27 protein-coding genes are annotated in these 23340 nt (G+C 63.9%); 13 read left to right on the forward strand and 14 right to left on the reverse strand.

Annotation, left to right across the window (positions count from 1 at the left end; genetic code table 11):
* Positions 1–52: 52 nt before the first annotated feature.
* Positions 53–556, reverse strand: a complete 504-nt coding sequence (locus tag AC07VI_RS04535) for a DNA-3-methyladenine glycosylase (RefSeq protein ID WP_492996386.1) — start codon at positions 554–556, stop codon at positions 53–55.
* Positions 557–802 carry a hypothetical protein gene (locus AC07VI_RS04540; RefSeq protein WP_492995866.1) on the reverse strand — a complete coding sequence of 82 codons (246 nt, stop codon included), beginning with the start codon at positions 800–802 and terminating at the stop codon, positions 557–559. It abuts the gene before it with no gap.
* Positions 803–889: 87 nt separating this feature from the next.
* On the opposite strand from AC07VI_RS04540, the gene AC07VI_RS04545 reads away from it, so the two are divergent.
* Both AC07VI_RS04545 and AC07VI_RS04550 read left to right on the forward strand, forming a co-directional pair.
* Complete coding sequence (locus AC07VI_RS04545; RefSeq protein WP_086143968.1) at positions 890–1756, forward strand: HDOD domain-containing protein; 867 nt, start codon at positions 890–892, stop codon at positions 1754–1756.
* Positions 1757–1854: 98 nt separating this feature from the next.
* Positions 1855–3063, forward strand: coding sequence for a hypothetical protein (locus AC07VI_RS04550; protein ID WP_099374120.1), 1209 nt, complete (start codon positions 1855–1857; stop codon positions 3061–3063).
* Between the two features lie 15 nt (positions 3064–3078).
* On the opposite strand, the gene AC07VI_RS04555 is transcribed toward AC07VI_RS04550, so the two are convergent.
* Both AC07VI_RS04555 and AC07VI_RS04560 read right to left on the reverse strand, forming a co-directional pair.
* Entirely contained in the window at positions 3079–3591 is a 513-nt protein-coding gene (locus AC07VI_RS04555) for a DNA-deoxyinosine glycosylase (RefSeq protein ID WP_086143644.1), read from the reverse strand.
* Positions 3592–3656: 65 nt separating this feature from the next.
* On the reverse strand, positions 3657–4535 hold the full coding sequence (locus AC07VI_RS04560) for a hypothetical protein (RefSeq protein ID WP_139842362.1): 879 nt from the start codon (positions 4533–4535) through the stop codon (positions 3657–3659).
* 146 nt (positions 4536–4681) lie between these two features.
* Between AC07VI_RS04560 and AC07VI_RS04565 the strand changes: the two genes are divergently transcribed.
* Together AC07VI_RS04565 and AC07VI_RS04570 are read left to right on the forward strand one after the other, a co-directional pair.
* Positions 4682–5110 carry an Mpo1 family 2-hydroxy fatty acid dioxygenase gene (locus tag AC07VI_RS04565; protein ID WP_099374118.1) on the forward strand — a complete coding sequence of 143 codons (429 nt, stop codon included), beginning with the start codon at positions 4682–4684 and terminating at the stop codon, positions 5108–5110.
* A 141-nt stretch (positions 5111–5251) separates the two neighbouring features.
* Entirely contained in the window at positions 5252–5701 is a 450-nt protein-coding gene (locus AC07VI_RS04570; protein WP_034780449.1) for an outer membrane lipoprotein, read from the forward strand.
* A 21-nt stretch (positions 5702–5722) separates the two neighbouring features.
* Here AC07VI_RS04570 and AC07VI_RS04575 read toward each other — a convergent pair whose 3' ends face one another.
* Positions 5723–5854: a hypothetical protein gene (locus AC07VI_RS04575; protein WP_264296469.1), complete on the reverse strand. Its 132-nt coding sequence runs from the start codon at positions 5852–5854 to the stop codon at positions 5723–5725.
* Between the two features lie 182 nt (positions 5855–6036).
* Here AC07VI_RS04575 and AC07VI_RS04580 point away from each other — a divergent pair, with 182 nt between their 5' ends.
* The 3 genes from AC07VI_RS04580 (at position 6037) to AC07VI_RS04590 (ending at position 8262) form a co-directional block, all read left to right on the forward strand.
* The gene (locus AC07VI_RS04580; protein ID WP_099374117.1) at positions 6037–6990 is read left to right on the forward strand and encodes a DMT family transporter; all 954 of its coding nucleotides are present in this window, start codon (positions 6037–6039) and stop codon (positions 6988–6990) included.
* Positions 6987–7493 carry a GNAT family N-acetyltransferase gene (locus AC07VI_RS04585; protein WP_086143640.1) on the forward strand — a complete coding sequence of 169 codons (507 nt, stop codon included), beginning with the start codon at positions 6987–6989 and terminating at the stop codon, positions 7491–7493. The genes AC07VI_RS04580 and AC07VI_RS04585 overlap by 4 nt, the downstream gene beginning before the upstream one ends.
* A gap of 589 nt (positions 7494–8082) precedes the next feature.
* Positions 8083–8262: a hypothetical protein gene (locus AC07VI_RS04590; protein ID WP_034746290.1), complete on the forward strand. Its 180-nt coding sequence runs from the start codon at positions 8083–8085 to the stop codon at positions 8260–8262.
* Between the two features lie 5 nt (positions 8263–8267).
* Here the strand turns inward: AC07VI_RS04590 and AC07VI_RS04595 are convergent, their stop codons facing one another.
* From AC07VI_RS04595 to AC07VI_RS04635, 9 genes are all read right to left on the reverse strand, one after another.
* The gene (locus AC07VI_RS04595; protein ID WP_086143967.1) at positions 8268–9701 is read right to left on the reverse strand and encodes a glycine betaine ABC transporter substrate-binding protein; all 1434 of its coding nucleotides are present in this window, start codon (positions 9699–9701) and stop codon (positions 8268–8270) included.
* Between the two features lie 89 nt (positions 9702–9790).
* Positions 9791–11017, reverse strand: a complete 1227-nt coding sequence (gene hutI, locus AC07VI_RS04600) for an imidazolonepropionase (protein WP_492995871.1) — start codon at positions 11015–11017, stop codon at positions 9791–9793.
* A 12-nt stretch (positions 11018–11029) separates the two neighbouring features.
* Positions 11030–11605, reverse strand: coding sequence for a HutD/Ves family protein (locus AC07VI_RS04605; RefSeq protein ID WP_492995873.1), 576 nt, complete (start codon positions 11603–11605; stop codon positions 11030–11032).
* Entirely contained in the window at positions 11605–12981 is a 1377-nt protein-coding gene (locus AC07VI_RS04610; protein WP_492995875.1) for a formimidoylglutamate deiminase, read from the reverse strand. The genes AC07VI_RS04605 and AC07VI_RS04610 overlap by 1 nt, the downstream gene beginning before the upstream one ends.
* Complete coding sequence (hutG, locus tag AC07VI_RS04615) at positions 12966–13769, reverse strand: N-formylglutamate deformylase (RefSeq protein ID WP_086143636.1); 804 nt, start codon at positions 13767–13769, stop codon at positions 12966–12968. Before hutG ends, AC07VI_RS04610 begins: the two co-directional genes overlap by 16 nt.
* Positions 13770–13789: 20 nt before the next feature.
* Complete coding sequence (gene hutH / locus AC07VI_RS04620; protein ID WP_086143635.1) at positions 13790–15349, reverse strand: histidine ammonia-lyase; 1560 nt, start codon at positions 15347–15349, stop codon at positions 13790–13792.
* A gap of 19 nt (positions 15350–15368) precedes the next feature.
* Entirely contained in the window at positions 15369–17072 is a 1704-nt protein-coding gene (hutU, locus tag AC07VI_RS04625; RefSeq protein ID WP_099374116.1) for a urocanate hydratase, read from the reverse strand.
* 106 nt (positions 17073–17178) lie between these two features.
* Positions 17179–18852: an amidohydrolase gene (locus tag AC07VI_RS04630; protein WP_492995878.1), complete on the reverse strand. Its 1674-nt coding sequence runs from the start codon at positions 18850–18852 to the stop codon at positions 17179–17181.
* A gap of 73 nt (positions 18853–18925) precedes the next feature.
* Complete coding sequence (locus AC07VI_RS04635) at positions 18926–19552, reverse strand: N-acetyltransferase (RefSeq protein ID WP_086143633.1); 627 nt, start codon at positions 19550–19552, stop codon at positions 18926–18928.
* 17 nt (positions 19553–19569) lie between these two features.
* Here AC07VI_RS04635 and AC07VI_RS04640 point away from each other — a divergent pair, with 17 nt between their 5' ends.
* From AC07VI_RS04640 to AC07VI_RS04665, 6 genes are all read left to right on the forward strand, one after another.
* Positions 19570–20742, forward strand: a complete 1173-nt coding sequence (locus tag AC07VI_RS04640; protein ID WP_492995880.1) for a hypothetical protein — start codon at positions 19570–19572, stop codon at positions 20740–20742.
* A gap of 19 nt (positions 20743–20761) precedes the next feature.
* On the forward strand, positions 20762–21187 hold the full coding sequence (locus tag AC07VI_RS04645) for a hypothetical protein (protein ID WP_494808773.1): 426 nt from the start codon (positions 20762–20764) through the stop codon (positions 21185–21187).
* A 76-nt stretch (positions 21188–21263) separates the two neighbouring features.
* Positions 21264–21689 (forward strand): hypothetical protein, encoded by a 426-nt coding sequence (locus tag AC07VI_RS04650; protein ID WP_143450604.1) that lies wholly within the window; start codon positions 21264–21266, stop codon positions 21687–21689.
* 13 nt (positions 21690–21702) lie between these two features.
* Complete coding sequence (locus AC07VI_RS04655) at positions 21703–22200, forward strand: hypothetical protein (protein WP_492995884.1); 498 nt, start codon at positions 21703–21705, stop codon at positions 22198–22200.
* A 321-nt stretch (positions 22201–22521) separates the two neighbouring features.
* Positions 22522–22908 (forward strand): BPSL0067 family protein, encoded by a 387-nt coding sequence (locus tag AC07VI_RS04660; protein WP_494808774.1) that lies wholly within the window; start codon positions 22522–22524, stop codon positions 22906–22908.
* Position 22909: 1 nt separating this feature from the next.
* Positions 22910–23335: an STY0301 family protein gene (locus tag AC07VI_RS04665; RefSeq protein WP_086143628.1), complete on the forward strand. Its 426-nt coding sequence runs from the start codon at positions 22910–22912 to the stop codon at positions 23333–23335.
* Positions 23336–23340: the final 5 nt, after the last annotated feature.

Genomic DNA, 23340 nt, shown 5'->3' on the forward strand with positions numbered 1-23340 from the left:
CGAGCATCACAGGCCGCAAAGCGCGACGCGCAGCAGGTTTGCTTAGGTGTTTCTAGATCGGCTTGCTCAGATAGGGCGAGCCGGCCAGCGCGAAGCGCCACGGCGTGTCCATCGCCCTGGAAATGCCGATGCGCGGGCCCGCCTGTACCGTAACATCTTCCTCGCGGGCCAGCAGCATGAAGGGCGGCGCATCGAGCGCCAGGCGGTTCTGCAAATGGCTCACACCGAGCGCCTGGCACACCTTGCCCGGCCCTGAACACAGCTGCCGCGCCGGCTCCACGCCGCGCCGTTCGCGCATGGTGTCGAGGCCCGCCAGCGGCTCGATGGCGCGGATCAGCACGCCCGCGCCATGGCCCGCTTCGCGGCAGACAAAATTCAGGCACCAGTGGATGCCGTACGAACGGTAGACATAGGCGTGCGCGGGCGGACCGAACATGGCCGCATTGCGCGGCGTCAAGCCGCCATATGTATGCGAAGCGGGGTCCAGCCGGTCATACGCTTCCGTTTCCACGATGCGCCCGCCCACGCCGTCGACCAGCACGGTCACGCCGATCAGCTAGCGCGCCACGCTGCAGGAATCGTCGATAAAATCGATACCGGCCAGGATTTTTTTCATCCGGCAATTGTACCGCCGCACCTCCCGCCGCACGCCTTGCCTGCCTTGAAAACAAATACAACTTAATATTTTGATCATCACTTCCCAAATAAGCATCGTCGTAAAATGATGAAAATCGCGGTTGAAGCAGGTCAAAACGGGGATTTTTTCCAGAATAGTTTGCAGAGACGAACTATTGCCGTGCATAAACAGCGATAATCGTCGGGCACTGCGCCGAACGCCCACGAGGCCGGCAGCGGCAGCGCGACAGAATAACCACCATGTAGGGCAATGATGATGAGAGCGGCAGCGCAAAAGCAGGTAGTGCAGGAAGATCCGGTTGACGCCCTGATGCGTTCCATCCGTATTCCGCCGCGTCCCAGCCTGCTGGTCGACTTGCAGCGCGAATTGGCCGAGGAAGACCCTTCTCCGCGGCGGATTGCGCGCATTATCGCCGACGATGTGGGCATGTCGGGCGCCCTGCTGAAACTGGCGAATTCGCCGTTCTATGGCGCCGCGCGCAAGGCCAAGTCGGTTGAGCAAGGCATCAACTTCCTCGGCATCAACCAGTGCAGCGCCATGATGACAGGCTTGCTGGCGCGCCAGGCGCTGGAAGCGGAAGGCGTGGAACTGACCAATTTCTGGGATGTGTCGGCCAAGCGCGCGCGCGCCCTGGTATTTACCTCGCGCAAGCTGCGCATCGCCCCGCCCGACATCGCCCACACCTTCGGCCTGTTCTGCGATATCGGCGTGCCCCTCTTGATGAACCGCTTCCCCGACTACGTCAACACGTACGCGGCGGCGGCCAACGATGCGCACAACTGTTTTACCCGCCTGGAAGACGCGCGCCACCAGACCAACCACGCGGCCATCGGCTGCTTGCTGGCACGCAACTGGGGCCTGTCCTCCGATGTCTCGTGGGCGATCTTGCATCACCACGACTACACGGTGCTGGCCGACCCGTCCACGGACGACGCCATCCGCTCGCTCGTCGCCCTGTCGCTGCTGGCCGAAAAGGGCATTCAGCGCTACCATGGCAACAGTACTTCGCTGGAATGGGACAAGGGCGGCGAACTTGCCTGCCAGCATCTTGGCCTGTCGCAGGAAGAAGCGGCCGACCTGCTCGACGAATTGCACGAGATGTTCGATACCGACCATTGATGTGCGGGGCCAGGCCCCCTGTATCATTCCCCCGGCGCGAGGCAAGCCGCCTCGCCGCCCGTTCGCCTGACTTTTACCCTGATAACTAATTGACCGCCATGCCCAAAAATAAGCGCCCTGTCCCCCGCAAATCCGCCAACACCCCTGAAGACAAGGATGAAGCCGTCACGCGCATGCTGTGCACGATGGCCCTGAACCTGGCGGAACAGGAAGACAGCGAATCGCAGGGCACGGTACTGGCCGAGCAGGCCGTCGAGTTCGGCCGCATCATCCGCAAGGCCTTGAATCAAAAGAAGGATGAAGTGCTGTACGACGCCATCGAGCGTTCCAAGTACGAGGATGTGGGCGCCTACCAGTACCTGCGCAGCCATATCGAGGAAGCGGCGTCCATTTCCGTGATCCGCCGCGAAAATGCCCCGGCCATGGAAATCAACGCCTTCGTCGTGCCCCTGCTGGTGCAAAGCACGGGCGGCCTGCGGGAAACGGACAGTTTCCAGGACCAGGACGCGTTCGAAGCGCTGGTAAAAAGTTTCCAACAGGCACAATTGGAAAGCGCCAAGGCCAAGGTGGTCCTGATGAGCCATGCCTACGACCTCGATGAAATCGACCGCATCACCTACAGCCACCTGCACGACATGGTGCGCGACGCCTATGCCTCGATGACGGACAAGAAGATCGCCGCCACGCCGGGCCTGGAACGCAGCATCGTCGGCTGGAGCGAGACGGCCTTCGGCCCGCAGGACACGGCCGTCGAACTGCGCTTCCTGCTGGGCTTTGCGCTGAAGCGCGTGGACGACCCGTTCTATGTGGAACCGCAGGATGAAGCGGCGCTCGACGCCTGGTTCGACGCCCGCATGGCGCGCTACCAGCAGTGGACGACGGAAGTGGGCGACCTGGTGAAACGCTGCCTGGCGCCGGCCGGCAGCGCCCTGGAAGTGAGCTTCCTTTACCAGGATCTGTTCCATGGCGGCAAGGAACAGGGCATGAGCGAGTATGCGATGCTGCAAATGATGTCCGGCATCAACCATGCGCTGGCGGAAAACAAGGTCGATGCGGGCGACGTTTCCGTCGTCGTCGGCCCGGCCGACGAGCACGGTGAAATGTTGTTGCGCGTCAATGTCAGCACGGCGGGCGGCGCACTGCTGCACAGCGCCGACAAGCCGCTGGACCTGGCCGCCGACCTGCAGGAAGAAGTCGACGATATCTGCGACGCGCTGGCCACCATCGGCGTGACGCAACTGTCCGTGGCCCTGAAATTCGATGCCAAGGGGCAACCGCTGGAAGTGCAGGCCTACGCGCCGGCGTAAGGACCGGCAACACGATCAGCGCGCGGCCGGCTCCGCTAGGCCGCGCAGCGACAGCCACGCCTGCAATTTCTGCGCATACGCCAGGGTGTAGGCCGGGCTGCTCGAAGGCAAGCTGACGATGCGGTAGCGCTGCGCATGGTCGCCCAGCACCTTGACGCCCAGCTTCGCCGCCGTGCCGCCATTGAAGGCGATCGTCTGCAGCCGCGGCAGGCTGGCGGCCAGGGCCACCAGGTCGTTGTCGTCTCGGAAGCGGATATTGCTGTCGAGGCTGCCCGTGCGCTGTGCCTGCGCCACCACGTCCCACAGGCCCACGCCATGCGCCAGCAAGCTGGCCAGACGCTCTTCATAGGGCAGGCTCTTCAAATCCACGCCCAGCACCTCGCCCAGCAGCGTCCAGAACTTGTTTTGCGGATGCGCATAGTACTGGCTGTGCGCCAGCGATTTTTCACCGGGCAAGCTGCCCAATATCAACAAGCGCGTGCCGGCGTCGACGACGGGGTCGAAACAGCGCTTGCGGGTGTCCGGCATGGCCGGTTCAGCAGACAATAAGCGGGGCAAAAGAGCATCCTGCGGGAGTGGGGCCAGCGTCTATTTTACTGGGGCCACCGCACGGGCACGGACAGGATGCCCTTGTCATCCCACACCAGCACCTGCGCCGTATAAAACCGGCCTTCCGGCACGACGGACTCGCCGACGCCATTGACATGGTATTGGTAGCCCGCACCATAGCGCTGCGCCACTATCGCGCGCGCCTGCCGGGCCGTCTCGCCCTGCAAGGCCGCCAGCCCGACGACGACGCCGCAGGCACCAAGGATCAGCCCGGCAATGGCGGGTATGCGCAGATCGGGCCGCCGGTATCCCCTGGCATCGCAGGCGGCCATGACGGCAGGCATGCCCAACTGCCGGCAGACGTAGTGTATGAGCCACAGCAAGAGCACGGTTTCCAGCACCAGCCAGCCATGACGCACGGGCGCCAGCTTGAACTGCGTCAAGGTCAGGGACAGCGGCTGCATGAACAGGGAATCGAGCACCAGCACGGTGGGCACCACCGAGAAAACCGCCAGCCAGCGCAGCCATCTCGCCGCGCGCAGGTTGCCGCGCAACAAGAATATGCCAAAAATCAATAATTCGATACCGCCAACGAAATAATTCCAGCTATCGGCCAGCACGATGTCAAACCAGGCACTCACTCTCAACACGACCCATGTGAACAGCAGCGCATAGCCCGCGGACCGCAAGTGGGGCTTGGCCGCATCCTGGAGTGCGGCGGCGGCGGGATCGAGCGGCTGGTCCTGCGGCCGCGCCGCCCACTGGCGCTGCTGTGCTTCCAGGTCATCCTGCTGGCGCTGGGCAATTTCCGCTTCGATGCGCTGGCGCCGCGCCGCATCGGCTCCGTCGGCGCCGGACAGGGCTTGCTGCAGGGACGCCATGGAATAGCGCTGGTAATCTGGATGGCGGTCTGGCGATGTCACGGATGCCTTTGCAATGCACGGAAATATTTCCAACAGGAAATAATAGCGCAAAAGTACCATTTCGACAACTCGCCACGACGTGCCGCGTGGGGCAACGGGTGTTCCGGTGTAAAATTTCCAACAAGAACAACACGCGGGAGACGCCCATGCGCACCATCGACACCCTGCTGGCCCGGTATGGCGAAAGCCACCGCAACCACGTCAATGAGCGGGTCCACATCGTGTGCGTGCCGCTGATCGTTTTCAGCCTGCTGGGCTTGCTGTGGAGCGTGCATGCCAGCGTGGCGCTGCTCGGCAGTATTCTGGCCTTATACTACTATTACAAGCTGTCGCGGCCGTTTGCGGCGGGCATGCTGCTCATGCTGGCCGCCATGCTGGGCCTGCTGCTGGCCATGCCGGCGCTGACCATCCTGCCCTTGTCGCTGGGCGTGTTCGTGCTGGCGTGGATAGGCCAGTTCATCGGCCATCAGATCGAAGGCAAGAAACCGTCCTTCCTCGACGATATGCGCTTCCTGCTGATCGGCCCGCTGTTCGTGCTGGCGTTTCTGTACCGCCGCCTGCGTCTGGCATATTGAGCGGCAGGTGGTCCCGCGGGACCGGTAACAGTTTTTTACTATTCGCAACTAGTTATCTTAAGCAAGTGTCCTTATGATAAGTAAGTCCAACTTGCCGGTCGACGTAATCGGCAGACCAACTTTTGTCCAAGGGAGTTCCATATGAAAGCACCAATTATTGCAGTGGCATTGCTGGCCACCCTGGCCGGCTGCGCCGTACAACCGAACTCGGCGAATGTGTACAACGCGCGCCAGGCGCAAAATGAGCAGTCGGTTCGCATGGGCACGGTTGAATCCGTGCGCCAGGTCACCATCGACAAGGGCGAAACGGGCACGGGCGTGCTGGCTGGCGCGGCGCTGGGCGGCGTGGCCGGCTCGACAGTCGGCGGCGGCAAGGGCGCCATCGCGGCCAGCATCCTCGGCGCGGTCGCCGGCGGCATGGCCGGCAAGAGCATCGAAGCGAATGCCTCGAACAAGCCCGGCCTGGAAATCACCGTGCGCCTGGACAATGGCGACATGCGCGCCATCGTGCAGGACGCGGACGAGCTGTTCCGCCCGGGCGAGCGCGTGCGCCTGCTGTCGGATGGCCGCAAGACCCGCGTCACGCACTGACGGGATCGCCGGCGCATGCGCTCAGCCGAAGGCGCCGGCAGCCATCAGCAAGGCCGACGGTGCCATGCCGTCATGCAGCCAGATGGCAACCCAGGTTGCCACGACGACATACACAAGCACGCTCCATATTTTGATCTGCAGTGAGGCTGGCATGGCGGTCTCCGTTCAAAGATGCAATTCAGAAAATATTTACTTGATATTAATGTAAATATTTTCAGAAATTCAACATTCTCCAGAAGCACTGCGCTGGCTCAATGCGGCGTGTCTCCTGACGCTGCATCGAGCAAGCTCGACCAAGACTCGCCATCCCCGCGCGATGTCCGTATACTTGCGCGATGTCCTCTCCTCTCCTGTTCATCATTGCCTGCCTGATCTGGGGCTCCACCTTCTGGGCCATCACCTTGCAGCTGGGCGACGTCGCTCCCGCCGTCTCCGTCGTCTACCGCTTCGGCCTCGCTTCCGCCACCCTGTTCGCCTGGTGCGCGCTGCGCGGCGACCGCCTGCGCCTGCCCTGGCGCGCGCAACAATGGATGCTGCTGCAAGGCCTGGCCTCGTTCGCCCTCAGCTATGTGTGCACCTACAGTTCCGAGCAATACCTGGTCTCGGCCCTCGTCAGCGTGCTGTTCGCGCTGATGGTGTTCTGGACGCCCTTGCTCAACCGCATCGCTTTCGGCACGCCCATCACCTGGAGCACCTGCTGCGCGGCCTTCGTCGCCATCTGCGGCATCGTGCTGCTGTTCTACCAGTCCATCGGCGCGGCCCTGCACGATATTTTCGGCGGCGGCAATGGCGGCAATGGCCATTTCCTGCTCGGTTTTATCCTGGCCCTGGTCGCCACCATTTCCAGCACCTGCGGCAACGCCCTCGTCATGAAGGTGCGCGAGCAGTCCGGCAACGTGATGCTGACCATGGCCTGGACCATGCTGTGGGGCACGCTCATGGTGGCCGCCTGGGCCATCGCCACGGGCCAGTCCTGGCAATTGCCCGCGCGCCCCAGTTACTGGATGGGCTTGCTGTACCTGGCCATCTTCGGCTCGGTAATCGCCTTCAGCGCGTATTTCACGCTGATCGCCCGCATCGGCACGCAAAAGACCGTATATATCGGCGTCGTCACGCCCGTCATTTCCGTGCTGCTGTCAATGCAGTTCGAACATTACCGGCCCGCCCCCATCGAATGGGTGGGCATGGTGCTGTGCCTGTCCAGCGTCGCCTGGGCCCTGACGTCGGGCGCGCGCAAGACGAGTAGCATTGCTTCCCTTTCCACCACTCCATCGACAAAGGCAACATGAGCACTTCTTCCTCCCTCGCCATCCGTCCCGCGGCCGCATCCGACGTGGCCGCCATCTTCGGCATGATCCATGAACTGGCCGTATTTGAAAAACTCGAACACATGATGATCGCCAAAGAGTCGATGCTGCACGACAGCCTGTTCGGCCCGCACCCCGCGTGCGAAGCGCTGGTGGGCGAGGAAAACGGCGAGGTGGTGACGTTCGCCCTGTTCTTCCACAACTTTTCCACCTTCCTGTGCCGCAAGGGCCTGTACCTGGAAGACCTGTACGTGAAGCAGTCGGCGCGCGGCAAGGGCTATGGCAAGCAGATGCTCGTGGCGCTGGCGCAACTGGCCGTCGAGCGCGATTGCGGCCGCTTCGAATGGTCGGTGCTGGACTGGAATGACAACGCGATCAACTTCTACAAGGGCATGGGCGCGGACGTGATGCCGGACTGGCGCATCTGCCGGGTCGCGGGCGATGCCTTGACGCAATTGTCGGCAGGCACGCCGAAAGCGGCCTGATTGGAATTGTAGCGACGGTCTGACAATGCAAGTTCCCAAAAAAATCCCCGCGGGCTAGCGGCACCGCGGGGTGAACCCATTGTCAAGTGGGAGGGGGAGAATGCAATCAACGGTTATCAATATAAACGCTACGACTGGTCACCGCGCGGACCTTTACATTTGCTTACCGGGCCTTACATTTCCCTTAAATCCGCCAGCCACGGTCCATGGCAGGCAGTGATTATTTCCGTGGTTCAATCAATGTGCCATGCAGGCCTATGTGTTGTTGCGCAACACCGTCACCACCCTGCGATTTTTTATGGATTTGGTACACTGTCAAGCAAGCGATGCAGCCAGCAAGGAAGGCGGAAATGAGCATGCGACAATCTCCTGGATGGGGTCCGGTGCGGCAAGGACCGGTATGAGGGTCTGCGCATAACAGACAACTTATGCTTGCAGGGAAGATTCAGTGTGGCATCTCCAGCCCATCGGGCCTTGCGGAAGATCAAACGCGCCACATTGGCCGCAGGAGGGCGTTTGATGCGACGCAAAGTGGCGGCATTGTGCGCACACAAAATGAACGAATTGTTATGACTCTGGGAGCCACATCATGAATGTCTCTGCCAAACCGCTGGTCATGAAAATCTACCGCGCCTACCTGCGTTCCCGATTGGAACGCTACACGCGCGACTTGCAAGCCATCGCCGAACAGCGCGAAAACGACTTCCAGGCCGAACGCATCCTGCACCAGGCCGTCGTCTCGGTGCGCTCGAAACTGCACTCGCTGTGACGCGTTCAGCGCTGGCCGGCCACGGCCCAGCGCTCCACCAGCTCGAACAGGCCTTGCGTCAGCAGGGCCAGCACGGCTGCGGGGATGGCGCCGGCCAGCAGCATGTCGTTGTCGTTCAGGGCCAGGCCGATGGTGATGCGTTCGCCGTAGCCGCCCGCGCCGATGAAGGCGGCGATGGTGGCCGTGCCCACGCTCATCACGGCCGCCGTTTTCACGCCCGCCAGCATGACGGGCAAGGCCAGCGGCAAGTCCACGTGCAGCAGGCGGTCGCGCCGGCTCAGGCCCAGCGCCAGCGCAGCCATGCGCAAGCCTTGCGGCACCTGCAAGATGCCCGTGCACGTGTTGCGCACGATGGGCAGCAAGGCGTAGACGAACAGGGCCGCCAGGGCCGGCACGGTGCCTATCATGCCCAGCACGGGGATCAATATCGCCAGCAGGGCCAGCGACGGCACCGTCTGCAGCACGCCGACCAGCGCCAGCACCGTTTGCCGCAGCGGCGCCGAAAACGCCGCCAGCACGCCCAGCGGAATGCCGATCAGGCACGCCAGCGCCACCGACAGCAGCACCAGGGTCACGTGCTGGCGCGTCAGGGTCCACAGGTCGTCGCCGAGGAGTTTGGCCAGCAGCTTGCTGCGCCCGGCGGCGGGCGCCGGTTTATGCGCCTGCATGCCGGACGCCAGCCACTGCCGCGCCACGCCGGCAAAGCTCTTGCCATCGATTTCCACGGCCGCATTCATGGCGATCATGTCGGCCTCGCTGATGCGTCCCTGCAGCGCCTGCAAGGCTTGCCAGGCGGCGGGAAAGCGCCGCGGCACGTCGAGCCGGTACAGCAGCATGGCATCGTAGCGGGGGAAATACTGCCGCGTGTCGGCCAGCACGCGCAAGCCGTACCGGCCGATCTTCGCGTCCGTCGAATAGATGTCGATCACATCCACCTGGCGCTGCGCCAGCGCCTCATAGGCGATGCCGTGATCGAGGCCGCGCGGGCGCTGCGGCAAGCCATAGCGCGCGGCCAGGCCCGGCCAGCCATCGAGCCTGCCGATGAATTCATGCGACAGGCCGAATGTCAGGGCCGGGTGCTGGGCCAGCTGTCCCAGCTGCGTCACCGAAGCATCATCGCCGCGCATGGCCAGCGCATAGGTATTGTTAAAGCCCAGCGGCACGCCCACGCCCAGGCCCAGCGGCGCCAGCTCGCGCCGCATCTGCGCCAAGTCGATGGCTTGGTCGTGCTTGAGGATTTCGCTGGCGATGGTGCCCATGTATTCGGCATACACGTCAATGCTGCCCGCCTGCAGCGCGGCCAGCACGATGGCCGTGTTGCCCAGGCCCTGGCGGTGCTGCGTCCTGGCGTGCGGCGCGGCGCTCTGCTTGATGATTTCGCCGAGAATATACGATTCCGTGAAGCGCTTCGAACCCACCTTCAGGGTGCCGCCATCCATGGCATGCGCGGGCGCGGCGGCGAAGACCAGCAACAACGGCAGGTAAAACAGCAAATAAGCAGCACGCACGCGGCGCTCCGGACGGATGATCAATCCGCCAAGCTTACCACCGGCGCGCGCCAGACACCGCCATGCACCACGCCCGCGCACGGGTTCAGGCCCAGCGCATACGCCAGGTCCGCCGGGCGCGCGATGCGCCACAGGGCGAAATCGGCGCGCTTGCCCACTGCCAGGCTGCCCGTTACATGCTGCAAACCGAGCGCGCGCGCCGCGTGGCACGTGACACCGGCCAGCGCTTCCTGCGGCGTCAAGCGCCACAGCGTGCACGCCATGTTCATTGCCAGCAGCAAGGACGTCAGGGGCGAGGTGCCAGGGTTGCAATCGGTGGACACGGCCATCGGCACGCCGGCCGCGCGCAAGGCCGCGACCGGCGGCGGCTGCGTCTCGCGCAGAAAATAATACGCGCCCGGCAGCAGCACGGCCACCGTGCCATGCTGCGCCATGGCGGCGACGCCCTCCTGCGACAAAAATTCCAGGTGGTCGGCCGACAGGCCGCCGTAGCGGGCGACCAGCGCCGCGCCGCCCAGGTCCGACAGCTGCTCCGCATGCAGCTTGACGGGCAGGCCCAGCGCCTGCGCCGCGTCAAACATGCGCTGCGTTTGCGCCGGCGTAAAGCCGATGCGCTCGCAAAACGCGTCGACGGCGTCAACCAGGCCATCGCCGGCCAGCTTGGGCAGCATCTGCGCGCACAGCTGGTCGATATACGCATCGGCCTGGCCCGCGTATTCGGGCGGCAGCGCATGCGCGCCGAGAAACGTGGTGCGCACAGTGACCGGAACCTGTTTCCCTATCCTGCGCGCCACGCGCAGCATCTTCGCCTCGCTGTCCGCATCGAGGCCGTAGCCGGACTTGATCTCCACGGTGGTCACGCCCTCGGCCAGCAGCGCCAGCACGCGGGGCAGGCTTTGCCGCAGCAGTTCGTCGTCGCTGGCCGCGCGCGTGGCGCGCACGGTGGACATGATGCCGCCGCCGGCGCGGCTGATGTCTTCATAGCTGGCGCCATTCAGGCGCGCCTCGAATTCGTCGCTGCGGTTGCCCGCGTGGACGATGTGCGTATGGCAGTCGATCAAGCCCGGCGTCAGCCAGCAGCCCTGGCCGTCAATCAGCACCGCGCCGCTGGCCGGCAGCTCGTCGCCGGGGCCGAACCAGGCGATGCGGCCGTCCTTGACGGCGATGGCCGCGTCCAGCAGCTCGCCGTAGCCGTGCTCCATGGTGGCCAGGTGGATGTTGTGGATGACCAGATCCCAGTCTTGCATGGTGTGCCCCTCTCAGGTGAACAGGTCGACGCTCAGCACGGCCGAGCGCTGCAAGGCTTCCAGCCGCCATTCCTGCGCATCGTCCGCATCGAGCAGCAGCGCGTCATGGCGGGCCAGCGCGAACTGCTGGCCGCCTCCGCGCGCCAGCACGGCGCCATCGCCGGCGACAAACAGCAGGGTCGTCGCGCTGCGCCGCGCCAGCTTGGCGGGCGCCGTGATTTTTTCCAGCTGGTGGCGGCAGCAGTCGCGCCGCGTCATGACATTGAAATCCGTCGTCGGCCCCCTGACCTGCGCCACGACGGCCGCTTCGCCGGGAAACCACAGCATCGGTTGCGCCGCGCTCAAGGTTACCTTGCGCGCGCCGTCGAGCGTCAGCTGCACGCTGTCGCCATCGACCAGCATCAGGCTGCGGTCGATGCCGGGAAAGCTGGAAAACGGCCCGCTGGCCGTGATGGTCGCCAGGCTGATGCGCCAGTCAAATTCCATCAGGCCGGCAGCGGGCGGGGAAATGGCGATTTCCATCGTGCTGCCGCCGCCATTCTTCCACGGCGCGGCGCGCAGGCATTCGTGGGGGATGAAGGTCGCCATCAGAGCGCCCTCAGTTGCGCCAGGGTGCGCCGGTAGGCCGCCGCAATGGCGTCCTGCGCCACGTGTCGCCCGCCGCGCACCTGCCACTGGCCGCCGCACAGGACGTCGCGCACCAGGTTGTCGTTGCCGCAGAAGAGAAAACTGCCCAGCACATCGGCGATGGCCACGCCGCACAGATTGACGTGCGCAGCGTCGAGCACCAGCAGGTCGGCGCGGCAGCCCGGCGCCAGCGCACCGAGCTTGCGCCCGGACGCCTGCGCGCCGCCCCGCAAGGCCGCCTGCCACAGGTAGTCGCCCACATGGCGTGCATCGGGCGCGGCGGCGACATTGCGCTGCTGGCGCTGCAGACGCTGGCCATATTCGAGCCAGCGCAATTCTTCCACCGGCGACTGCGACACATGGCTGTCGCTGCCGACGCCGAAGCGCCCGCCGGCGGCGATGAATTCGGCCAGCGGGAACAGGCCGTCGCCCAGGTTCGCCTCCGTCGTCGGGCACAGGCCCGCCACGGCGCCGCTGGCGGCGATCCGCGCCACCTCGTCGGGCTGCACATGCGTCGCGTGCACCAGGCACCAGCGCGCATCGACCTCGACCTGATCGCACAAATACTGCACCGGGCGCCGGCCGCTGTAGTCCAGACACTGGCGCACCTCGCCGTGCTGCTCGGCGATGTGGATGTGGATCGGGCGGCCCGCGGGCAGCGCCGACGCCACCTGTTTGATCTGCGTCACACTGGCCGCGCGCAGCGAGTGGGGCGCGAAACCCACTTCCACCTGCCCGCCGCGCTGCGGCGCCAGCGCCTCGATGATGCGCAGCACGTCGTCCGCACCGGTGCGAAAGCGCGCCTGCTGCGCTGTCAACGGCTGTTCCCCGAAGCCCGCATGGCTGTACAGCACGGGCAGCATGGTCATGCCGACGCCGCTGTGGCGCGCCGCCGCCAGCAACCGCTCGGCCGTCTCGGCGGGACGCGCATACAGGGCGCCTGCCGCATCGCGCTGCAGGTAGTGGAATTCGCACACGGACGTGTAGCCGTGGCGCAGGCATTCGGCAAACAGCTGCGCGGCGATGGCCTCCATCTGCTCCGGCGTGATGTGACGCGCGAAACGGTACATCAGCTCGCGCCAGGTCCAGAAGCTGTCAGGGCCGTCACCTGCAATCTCCGTCATGCCGCCCAGCGCCCGCTGGAAGGCGTGCGAATGCAGGTTGACCATGCCGGGCAAGACATATTCGGCCACTTCCGCGCCGGCGGGCGGCGTGGCGCCTTCCTCGACGCGCGTCAAATCGCCGGCCGCATCCCATTCCAGCAGCACGTCGCGGCGCCAGCCTTGCGGCAGCAGCGCATGACGCGCGAACAGACAGGTACTCAATGCGCCACCCATGCCACGGCCGCTTCCATCATCCGGCGCAGCAGCGGCTGCACCTGGGCGGCCAGGTCGGGCCGGTAGCCGAACGGCGCCGATTCGTCCATGCCAGGTTCATTCATGTACAGGCACTGGCACATCTCGAGCTGGATCGCATGCACGCGGCTTTGCGGCTGGCCGTAATGGCGCGTGATGTGGCCGCCCTTGAAGCGGCCGTTCAGCGCCACGGTGAATTGTTCCTGCGCGCGCGCCACGTCCACCACGGCGGACGTCAGGCCGCTATCGCAGCTGGCCCCATCTGCCGTGCCGAAGTTCAGGTCGGGCAGCTTGCCGTCAAAGAAGCGCGGCACGCGCGAGGCGATGGAATGGGCGTCCCACAGCACCACGGCGCCATGCACGCGCAGCAGGCGGTCCAGTTCCGCGCGCAGCTGCCGGTGGTACGGCGCCCAGTAGCGCTGCAGGCGGCGCCGCACGTCGGCCGCATCGGGCTCCTTGCCGGCCAGGTACAGCGGCTCGCGGTGGAAGGTATCGCCGGGCAGCAAGCCCGTCGTATCCTGGCCCGGATACAGATTCGTGTCTTCCTGCGGGCGATTCAGGTCGATGGTGTAGCGCGACCAGCGCGCCGACAGCACGGACGCATCCATCTCCTGCAAAAAGCCGTACAGCTCGCGCAAATGCCAGTCCGTGTCGGCCTTGACCAAGGCCTGCGGCGTCATGCGCGCGGCGATATCGTCCGGTATGTCGGTGCCCACGTGGGGCATCGACACGAGCAGCGGGATGCTGCCCTCATTAAAGCGGAAATCCATGCCTGTCTCCTTGCGCCCGCTCAAGCGTACAGCGGGGCGAACAAATTCTTGCAGGTGCTGCTCAATTCACCGTGCAGCACCATCTGCTTGGCCGCCTCGATATCGGGCGCGAAGAAGCGGTCGGCGTCGAAGAACGGCACCTTCTGCCGCAACTGGTGGTGCACGTGTTCCAGGTGCGGCGAGGTTTTCAGCGGACGGTGGAAATCGATGCCCTGCGCGGCGGCCAGCAGCTCGATGCCGACAATGACGGCCGTGTTGTGCGCCATGTCGTCCAGGCGGCGCCCGGCGAACGTGGCCATGCTCACGTGGTCTTCCTGGTTGGCGGACGTCGGCAGGCTGTCGACGCTGGCCGGGTGCGCCAGCGACTTGTTTTCCGAGGCCAGCGCGGCCGCCGTCACGTGGGCGATCATGAAGCCGGAATTGACGCCCGGGTCGCGCACGAGGAAGGGCGGCAGGCCCGAGAGCGTGGCGTCGATCAGCAGCGCGATGCGGCGCTCGGCCAGGGCGCCGATTTCGGCGATCGCCAGCGCCAGGGTGTCGGCGGCAAAGGCGACAGGCTCGGCATGGAAATTGCCGCCAGAGACGATCTCCGCCTGGCCGTTGGGACCATCCTGGAAGATCAGCGGGTTGTCCGTGACGGCATTGGCCTCGATCAGCAGGGTACGGCCCACATTGCCGATCAAGTCCAGGCAAGCGCCCATGACTTGCGGCTGGCAGCGCAGGCTGTACGGGTCTTGCACGCGCTCGTCGCCTTCCAGGTGCGAGGCGCGGATGGCGCTGTTGGCCACCAGCTGGCGGTACATCTGCGCGGCCAGTATCTGCCCCGGCTGCCCGCGCACGGCGTGCACGCGCGCGTCAAACGGCGAATCGCTGCCCTTGGCCGCGTCGAGCGACAGCGCGCCCGTGACCATGGCCGCTTCCAGCAGGCGCTCGGCCATGAACAGGCCGTGCAGCGCCAGCGCGTTCGACACCTGCGTGCCGTTGATCAGGGCCAGGCCCTCTTTTGCCGCCAGCACGACGGGCGCGATGCCCGCCTGCGCCAGCGCCTCGGGCGCCGCCATCAGTTCGCCGTTGACGCGCACTTCGCCCACGCCCAGCATGGCCAGGGTCATGTGCGACAGGGGCGCCAGGTCGCCCGAGGCGCCGACGGAGCCCTTGGCGGGGATGGCCGGCATGATGCCCGCGTTGTACAGGGCGATCAGGGTATCGACGATCAGCGGCCGCACGCCGGAAAAGCCGCGCGCCAGGCTGCCGATCTTCATCAGCATGATCAGGCGCACGACGGCGTCCGACAGCAGTTCTCCCGTGCCGACGGAATGCGACAGGATCAGGTTGCGCTGCAATTGCTCCAGCTTTTCATCGGGAATGCGCGTCTTGGCGAGCAGGCCGAAGCCCGTGTTGATGCCGTAGGCCGCATCGCCCTTGGCGACGATGGCTTGCACGGCGGCGGCCGACGCCTCGATGACGGGATAGGCCTCGGCGGCGAGGATCAGTTTCGCGGGCGCGGCCCAGACGGCGCGCAGGTCGCCCAGGGTCATCGCGCCCGGCTTCAGGGTCCAACTTTTGGCATGCTGTGTCATAGTCATTCGAGTCTAGGTCTCAAGGAATCATGGGAAGAATCAGGCCGTTGCGCTTGGCGCAGGCGGCCGCTGTTTCGTAGCCGGCATCGGCATGGCGCATCACGCCCGAGCCGCTGTCGTTGACCAGCACCCTGGCAAGGCGCTTCGCCGCCGCTTCCGTGCCGTCGGCCACGATGACCATGCCCGCATGCTGAGAATACCCCATTCCCACGCCGCCGCCATGGTGCAGCGAGACCCAGGTGGCGCCGCCGGCCGTGTTCAGCATGGCGTTGAGCAGCGGCCAGTCGGAGACGGCGTCCGTGCCGTCCTTCATGCTTTCCGTCTCGCGGTTCGGGCTGGCGACGGAACCCGTGTCCAGGTGGTCGCGGCCGATGACGATGGGCGCCTTCAGCTCGCCCGTGCGCACCATCTCGTTGAAGGCCAGGCCGGCGATGTGGCGCTCGCCCAGTCCCAGCCAGCAGATGCGCGCCGGCAGGCCCTGGAAGGCAATGCGCTCGCGCGCCATGTCCAGCCAGTGGTGCACCTGCTTGTGGTGCGGGAACAGCTGCTTGATCTTCGCATCCGTTTTATAGATGTCTTCCGGGTCGCCCGACAGGGCCACCCAGCGGAACGGCCCCCGCCCCTCGCAGAACTGCGGGCGGATATACGCGGGAACGAAGCCGGGGAAGTCGAAGGCGTTCTGCACGCCCTGGTCGAACGCCACCTGGCGGATGTTGTTGCCGTAATCGACGGTGTGCACGCCCATGGCGTGGAAATCGAGCATGGCCTGCACGTGGGCGGCGCAGGAATCGGCGGCGGCCACCGTCAGGCGCGCGTGGCGCTGCGGGTCCTGCTGCGCCGCCTTCCAGTCCGACACGCTCCAGCCGCGCGGCAGGTAGCCATTGACCAGGTCGTGGGCGGAGGTCTGGTCCGTCACCAGGTCCGGCACCAGGCCGCCCGCCTTGGCGCGGCGCACCAGTTCCGGCAGCACTTCGGCCGCGTTGCCCAGGAGGCCAATGGAAATGGCTTCCTTGCGCTGCGTATGGTATTTGACCAGCGTCAAAGCTTCGTCCAGGCTGGCCGCCTGCTTGTCCAGATAGCGCGTGCGCAGGCGGAAGTCGATGCTGCTTTGCTGGCATTCGATGTTGAGCGAGACGGCGCCGGCCATGGTGGCGGCCAGCGGCTGCGCGCCGCCCATGCCGCCCAGGCCCGCCGTCAGGATCCAGCGCCCGCCCCAGTCGCCGCCGAAATGCTGGCGTCCCGCCTCGGCGAAGGTTTCATACGTGCCTTGCACGATGCCCTGCGTGCCGATGTAGATCCAGCTGCCGGCCGTCATCTGGCCGTACATGAACAGGCCCTGGCGATCGAGTTCGTTGAAGTGCTCCCAGTTCGCCCATTTCGGCACCAGGTTGGAGTTCGCGATCAGCACGCGCGGCGCATCGGCGTGGGTCCGGAACACGCCCACCGGCTTGCCGGACTGGATCAGGAGGGTCTGGTCGTCTTCCAGTTCGCGCAAGGAAGCGAGTATCTGGTCGAAGCAGGCCCAGTTGCGGGCGGCGCGGCCGATGCCGCCATAGACGACCAGGTGCTGCGGATTTTCCGCCACTTCCGGGTCCAGGTTGTTTTGCAACATGCGGTAGGCCGCCTCGGCCTGCCAACTCTTGCAAGCCATGACCGTGCCGCGCGGGGCGCGGATGGTACGGCTGGCATCAAAGCGTGGATCGGTGTCCATTGTGCTGTTCATGCTGTCTCCTCGTAGGGTGCGAGCGGACATGCGTGGTCCGCTCTGGTACTCCCAGCATAGGTTGTCTATACAACCAAGTCAACAGGTTTTTGCAGCTGTCAAATCCTTACTTTTTCTCGAACACGCGCTTGCCCGCCACCCACGTCTGCAGCACCTGCGTCTTGCCGATGGCCTTGGGCTCGACGGTGAACAGGTCCTGGTCGACGACGATAAAATCCGCCCATTTGCCCGCTTCCAGCGTGCCGATGACCTTTTCCTGGTGCGCCGCCCAGGCCGCGTCGAGGGTGAAGCAGCGCAGCGCTTGCGTCACCGTCATGGCTTGCTGCGGATACCAGCCGCCGGCAGGGAACCCGTCGCTGTTCTGCCGCGTGACGGCCGCGTGGATACCCTCGAACGGGTTCGGCGACTCGATCGGGAAGTCGGAGCCGCAGGCGATGCGCGAACCCTGCTTGAGGAAGGTGCGCCACGCATACGCGCCCTTGATGCGTTCATGGCCGACGCGCTGCTCCGCCATGTTCTGGTCCGACGTGGCGTGCGTGGGCTGCATCGACGGCACGATGCCCAGTGCCTTGAAACGGGGGATGTCGGACAACTGCACCACCTGCGCATGCTCCATGCGGTGGCGCAGGCCCGCGCTATGGTACTGCGCGATCAAGGCTGCATAGCCGTCGAGGATTTGATGGTTGCCCGCGTCGCCGATGGCGTGCACATTCACCTGGTAGCCGGCGCGCATGGCTTTTTCCATCTTCGCGCGCATGGCGTCGTCCTTGTAGAACAGCAGGCCGCGGGTAGACGGATCGTCGCTGTACGGCGCCAGCAGGGCCGCGCCGCGGCTGCCCAGGGCGCCGTCGGACAGCAGTTTGACGGCGCGCAAGGCGTACATGTCGCGCGCATAGCTGTTTAATGGGCCGCTTTTTGACAATGTGTCGAAGTCTTCCGTCGTGTCGGCGATCATGCCGTACACGCGCACCGTCAGCGTGCCGTGATCCGCGTAGTCGCGGAACAGCCGGTCTTGCATCTGGCCGATGCCCGCATCGTGCACGCTGGTCCGGCCTACTTGCGACAGCTGCGCCAGCGCGCCATCGAGGGCGGCGCGGTTTTCCACGTCGCCCGGCTTGGGCAGCACGGCGTCCATCAAGTCCATGGCGCTGTCGACCAGCACGCCGGTGGCGTTGCCGTCCGCGTCACGTTCGATCTTGCCGCCGGCCGGATCCGGCGTGGCGCGCGTGATGCCGACCAGCGCCAGCGCGCGGCTGTTGGCCCAGCCCGCGTGGCCATCTACCCGGCGCAGCCACACTGGCCGCGCGCTTTCCGCCGCATCAAGTTCCGCGGCCGTGGGAAAGCGCCCCAGCTTCCAGATTTCCTGGTTCCAGCCGCTGCCGACGATCCAGCTGCGCTCGGGATGCGCGCGGGCGAAGTCGCCCACGGCTTGCACGGCGGCAGGCAATGAGGACGAACCGTACAGCATCACGCCGCTGGCGATCGTCCCCAGGCCGAACACGTGGCCGTGCGCGTCGATCAGGCCCGGCAGCACGGTCTTGCCCTGCACGTCGATGTGCAGGGCGCCCTTGGCCGCCTTGCGCTTCACCTGCGCGGCGCTGCCGACGGCCAGCAGCTTGCCAGCGTCGTCAAACGCCAGCGCCGTAAAACGCACCACCTTGCCGTTGGCGTCGAGCGTGTAGCCGTTGGCATTGTCGATGACGGTATCGGCATGCGCGTGGCCGATGGCCCCCAGGCAGGCGAGCGTGAGCAGGGTGCGGCACAAGGGCAAGGTCGGCATTTCCATCTCCAGGTCTTTTAATTGAAGTCAATGAACGAAAAGACGAGTGTATAGAAATTGGCAAAATGGTCAATCAGGCAGCAGTGGGTTTCCGTACCATCAGCCAGTAATCGCAGCCCGTGACGGCTTCCGCGTAGCGTCCCGCCACCGCGAAGCCCAGGCGGCCGTAGAATGGCAGGCTGCGCTCGTTGTACGTCTCCAGGAAGCACGCGGCCCCCGCCGCATCGACGGCCGCCAGGCCCGGCGCCAGCACGAATGCGCCCCATCCCCGGCCCTGCGCGTCCGGGTGGATGCCGGCGATCGACAAATACCACGCGTCTTGCAGACCATGCGGCGCCAGTGCGTGCTCCATGTTCGCGACGATGGCCGTGAAATGCGCGAAGCCCTGCTCTCCCAGCAGCACGCGCAAGGCATCCTCGCGCTGCGCGTAGGCGGCCTGGCGCAGCGCCGCCGGCGTATCCGTCGTCCAGATGGCGGCACCATTGCCTACCTCATTGCACCCATCGCCGGCCAGGTCGACGCGCCCCGCCTGCCAGCCCTCGGCCAGCGCCAGCGCAAAATACGCTTCCAGCATGGCCAGCCGCGCCGCCTCGTCGTCGCCGCACGCCACCGTGACGGCGCGGTAGAACGGGTCGCCGATCAGGGCGACGGCCAGGCTGCGGGCGGTGCGGGAGGCTTCGATGTTGGATGGGCTGGACATGGGATCTCTTTCTTTTCATGAAAACGCCCGGCATCTTAACGCAAGCGCCCAAGCCTTGCGCCCAGTCAATACTTCCCCGCCGCCGCTGGCCTACGCTGGCGTTTTATCGCGGAGTTTCCATGGCCAGGCACCATGTCATCAGCAAAACCGCGTGCGACGTGTTCTTCAAGCTCGTGGCCCACCAGAAGAAAAGCCTGGGCGCGCGCTTCGACAGCATGATCGTCACCTTCAGCGCCGACGGCCGACCCGTGCTGGGCGCCACCCTGCGCGACGCGACTAGCGGCTGCGAACTGCACCGCCTGGCCGGCCAGCCGGACGAATGCTGGTGTTGCGGCTACGACGAACAGCTGGAATTCGTCTCGCAAAACAAGATGCCGCTGGCGCACGCCGACTACCGGCTCACCTTGAGCAATGGGGAAACGTGGACGGGGACGACGGATGCGAAGGGACGTACGGGGCGCGTGGCCAGCAAGCAGGAAGCGCTGATTACCCAGGCCGAATTCCTGCCGCACGCGGACAAATCGCCATGCTGCGCCGCCGCGCCAAAACACGCGGCGCCAGCCGTCAAGCTCGTCCAGTTGGAAGGCATCAAGACCACCGACAAGGATGTCGGTTCGTCCGTCAAACAGGTCAAAGTCAAGGACAAGGTCCGCCCGCTGACCAGGGGCGAGATCGACATGGCGTGGATGCTGTTCCAGGATGCGATCGACTACGGCAAGGTCAAGGTGCATGGGGAGCCGTATCTATGGTTCGGCTTGCAACCGAAGGATGTGGCCATGACGCCGGATGGGGAGATTTACTTTCATGAGTCGGATTACAAAGAGGACTTTTCCAAAGAAAAAGATAGTCTGAAACACTGGTTTATGCACGAAATGGTTCATGTTTGGCAGTACCAACTCGGATATTCAGTAAAACTGCGGGGAGCCATTCGCCTGGGGCTGGACTACAAATATACCTTGCTCCCCAATCAGAAATTATCCAGCCATGACATGGAAGCGCAAGGTGATTTATTGGCGGACTACTTTGTGCTGAGGTTTTTAACTTCCACTCGCGCCATGCGCCAACAGCGCTATAAAAACTCCGGAGAACTGTTTAAAAAGGTACTCAATGATTTTTTTAACGACCGTAAGAGCCCGAAAAACTTGCCTGGCAACGATATTGACCATGAGCCTATATTCGATATTCCCTGACACATGGGCATATTCCCGCATGGCAGAAGCAGTTATCCAGTCGGCGCAGGGCATACCCTGCTTCTCGATTACAAAAAAGGAAGAGACGCGCAATGGCCTGCCATTTCTTGGCGCACTCATGGTTTCAGACATGTCCGTGCAACCAGTAAAAGAAGTATGGGGATTCTCCCTACCGCCAGACATGGCGTTACCCATCCGTGCCAGCACATGCATCCGCTATGGAAACCTGCCTACCGGCGCGACGGGCATACGCGCTGAAAAACTGATACCCGGGCATTTTTATCATGTGTTCCTGAATGGCAGCCCTAAAGATCCGTCCGATCCAACCTATGGTTACCAAGGAAAATTCTGCGTGAGAGCTACGGCGGATGGCGGCCAGCAAGTCATCCCCGTCAACAGCGACATGCAGGCCTGGATCGATGAAGTCTGTCCGACGCCTCCTTAACATTATGTCCTTATGCCATAAAACACTGCTCATACTGCTCGTATTCTCGAGCATGAACAGCAACGCGCGCTCACGCATGGCCGATGCCGACGTTACCTCGATCAATGGCGTGCCCTGCTTCAGCATTTCCAAAAAAGAAGAGAGGCGCAACGGCCAGCCCTTCCTCGGCGCCTTGAGCGTGTCCGACGTGACGGTCAAGCCAACGACGGAAATATGGGGGGTTCTCATGACGGACGGTAAGAAAATTCCGCTGTCTTCAACAAATTGCATTCCTTATGGGAATATTCCGGCACATGCCGACGCCGCGTCCGCGCCTGAATTGAAGACCGGCAGGGTGTACGAGGTATTTCTGAATGGCAGGCCTGCCGATCCTACCTATGGATATGTGGCAAAGTTCTGTCTCGTACAGCAGGTCTCTGCCAAGCCACGCCTCGTCGTCATCAAAAGTCATACACAGGCCTGGCTCGATGATACGTGCCCAGCCAGAAATTCTGCCCGATAGCACAAGGCATGCCATGAATCATCGCCACCTTATTCTTTGTCTGCTGGCGACCTTGACGAGCATGGATGCCTCGGCGAGGTCGCGCATGGCCGAAGCCGAGATTAGCTCATTCAACGGCATACCATGCTTTACCATTTCAAAAAAAGAAGAACGCCGCAATGGAACGCCAATGCTGGGCGCACTCATGGTTTACGATATCTCCATAAAGCCGCCTGCAGAGGTCTGGTCCTTCATTCTCCCTGGAGCGACGACCCTCCCCATGCATGCAAAAACCTGCTATTTGTATGGCCAAGTATCAGCAGGAGCCGAATCGACTGCCGCGACGATGTTGAGAACAGGCAGGATGTACAGCGTCTTCTTGAATGGCAGGCCGGATGACCCGTCTGACTCGACCCGTGGCTATAAAGGGAAATTCTGTCTCGTCGCGACAGCTAACGGTGGTCAACAGGTCATTCCCATCAAGCGCGATATGCTGGCCTGGATAGATGAAATCTGCCCCGTTCAGAAATAGGAAAAACATGGTCTCCTTGCAGCAGAACGCCCTGTTCATACTGCTCATGTTCCTCGGCATGCAGCCTGTGCAGGCAAGTTTTGCCTGATCCCCGGCGCCTCAGGTCGCCCCAAGATCGCTGCTGTCAGCAGGGACGCCCCGGCATGGATTGCTGAACTCTGCCCCGGCCAGCCATCGCTACGATCATTATCCCGCTCCGTATCGAATGCTGCAGCATGGCTATTTGCGTATGCGCAATACACTTTTCCCATTCCGCATAAGAATATCCATAAGTAAGCCGATCCATAAGGAAGCGCTTTGGAATATCGATACAAGGGCGACTTGAACGCTCTGCAAGGTCATGACCCGGTGGGAACAGGCGAATGCGTCGCGCTCGTGCAAGCGTACGCCCAAGCCCCCCGCACCATCCATTGGCGTCCAGGCCAGCACGTCCTGCACGCCGGGTATATCGCACCGGGGACTGCCATCGCCACGTTTTCCAGTCCGACCGCCGCTTTTCAACCCACGCATGGCAACCACGCAGCCCTGTTCATGTATGCGGCTCCGAAAGACCCTGCCTCGAATCGCCCCAAATACATCGTGGTGATGGATCAGTGGCAAGGGCGCCGGGTAAAGTCGCGTCGTATCGACTACTACAGTCCCGAAGTTGCCAAGGCAAGGCGCATCCTGGACTCAGATAATGCCGCCGCGTTCTATGTGATTCATTAACATGAGCAACGCCCTTCTCATCTTCATCCTCCTCACGGTGGCCGCGCCGGCCGCCATTGCGCAGGTGCCGCAGTGTCCGCGCGAGCTGAGCCCAGCTTCGGTCCAGGTGCGGCCTGCATCCGGATGGCTCGGTATCGTGCCTGCGCGCTTGCTGCTGTCCGGCGCAGGCATCGTGGCCGGGCCGCCCGAGGTAGAACCCCGGGCCGAGTTGCGCGGCGACACTGGCCGCCTCGGCAAATACGTTACCGAAACCACATACCCGCACCTGAAATCGATGGAAAAATGGTTGCTCTGCACCTATGGACGAGGAGGAGAGATCGAACTGGCATACCGCTTGCCCGTACAGGCTGATCGCTGCGTCATCCGAATATCTCGCAATCAATACAACGACACCGATATCGCCATTTCCTGCAACATGGTTCCCTAAAGGAA

The organism is Janthinobacterium sp. GW821-FHT03A03 (assembly GCF_059421435.1).

Coding starts and splice junctions, on each gene's coding strand:
- AC07VI_RS04540 (WP_492995866.1), bottom strand. CDS start 802: ATGCACGGCAATAGTTCGTCTCTGCAAACTATTCTGGAAAAAATCCCC.
- AC07VI_RS04545 (WP_086143968.1), top strand. CDS start 890: ATGATGAGAGCGGCAGCGCAAAAGCAGGTAGTGCAGGAAGATCCGGTT.
- AC07VI_RS04550 (WP_099374120.1), top strand. CDS start 1,855: ATGCCCAAAAATAAGCGCCCTGTCCCCCGCAAATCCGCCAACACCCCT.
- AC07VI_RS04555 (WP_086143644.1), bottom strand. CDS start 3,591: ATGCCGGACACCCGCAAGCGCTGTTTCGACCCCGTCGTCGACGCCGGC.
- AC07VI_RS04565 (WP_099374118.1), top strand. CDS start 4,682: ATGCGCACCATCGACACCCTGCTGGCCCGGTATGGCGAAAGCCACCGC.
- AC07VI_RS04570 (WP_034780449.1), top strand. CDS start 5,252: ATGAAAGCACCAATTATTGCAGTGGCATTGCTGGCCACCCTGGCCGGC.
- AC07VI_RS04575 (WP_264296469.1), bottom strand. CDS start 5,854: ATGCCAGCCTCACTGCAGATCAAAATATGGAGCGTGCTTGTGTATGTC.
- AC07VI_RS04580 (WP_099374117.1), top strand. CDS start 6,037: ATGTCCTCTCCTCTCCTGTTCATCATTGCCTGCCTGATCTGGGGCTCC.
- AC07VI_RS04585 (WP_086143640.1), top strand. CDS start 6,987: ATGAGCACTTCTTCCTCCCTCGCCATCCGTCCCGCGGCCGCATCCGAC.
- AC07VI_RS04590 (WP_034746290.1), top strand. CDS start 8,083: ATGAATGTCTCTGCCAAACCGCTGGTCATGAAAATCTACCGCGCCTAC.
- AC07VI_RS04595 (WP_086143967.1), bottom strand. CDS start 9,701: ATGGATGGCGGCACCCTGAAGGTGGGTTCGAAGCGCTTCACGGAATCG.
- hutI (WP_492995871.1), bottom strand. CDS start 11,017: ATGCAAGACTGGGATCTGGTCATCCACAACATCCACCTGGCCACCATG.
- AC07VI_RS04605 (WP_492995873.1), bottom strand. CDS start 11,605: ATGGCGACCTTCATCCCCCACGAATGCCTGCGCGCCGCGCCGTGGAAG.
- AC07VI_RS04610 (WP_492995875.1), bottom strand. CDS start 12,981: ATGGGTGGCGCATTGAGTACCTGTCTGTTCGCGCGTCATGCGCTGCTG.
- hutG (WP_086143636.1), bottom strand. CDS start 13,769: ATGGATTTCCGCTTTAATGAGGGCAGCATCCCGCTGCTCGTGTCGATG.
- hutH (WP_086143635.1), bottom strand. CDS start 15,349: ATGACACAGCATGCCAAAAGTTGGACCCTGAAGCCGGGCGCGATGACC.
- hutU (WP_099374116.1), bottom strand. CDS start 17,072: ATGAACAGCACAATGGACACCGATCCACGCTTTGATGCCAGCCGTACC.
- AC07VI_RS04630 (WP_492995878.1), bottom strand. CDS start 18,852: ATGCCGACCTTGCCCTTGTGCCGCACCCTGCTCACGCTCGCCTGCCTG.
- AC07VI_RS04635 (WP_086143633.1), bottom strand. CDS start 19,552: ATGTCCAGCCCATCCAACATCGAAGCCTCCCGCACCGCCCGCAGCCTG.
- AC07VI_RS04640 (WP_492995880.1), top strand. CDS start 19,570: ATGAAAACGCCCGGCATCTTAACGCAAGCGCCCAAGCCTTGCGCCCAG.
- AC07VI_RS04645 (WP_494808773.1), top strand. CDS start 20,762: ATGGCAGAAGCAGTTATCCAGTCGGCGCAGGGCATACCCTGCTTCTCG.
- AC07VI_RS04650 (WP_143450604.1), top strand. CDS start 21,264: ATGGCCGATGCCGACGTTACCTCGATCAATGGCGTGCCCTGCTTCAGC.
- AC07VI_RS04655 (WP_492995884.1), top strand. CDS start 21,703: ATGAATCATCGCCACCTTATTCTTTGTCTGCTGGCGACCTTGACGAGC.
- AC07VI_RS04665 (WP_086143628.1), top strand. CDS start 22,910: ATGAGCAACGCCCTTCTCATCTTCATCCTCCTCACGGTGGCCGCGCCG.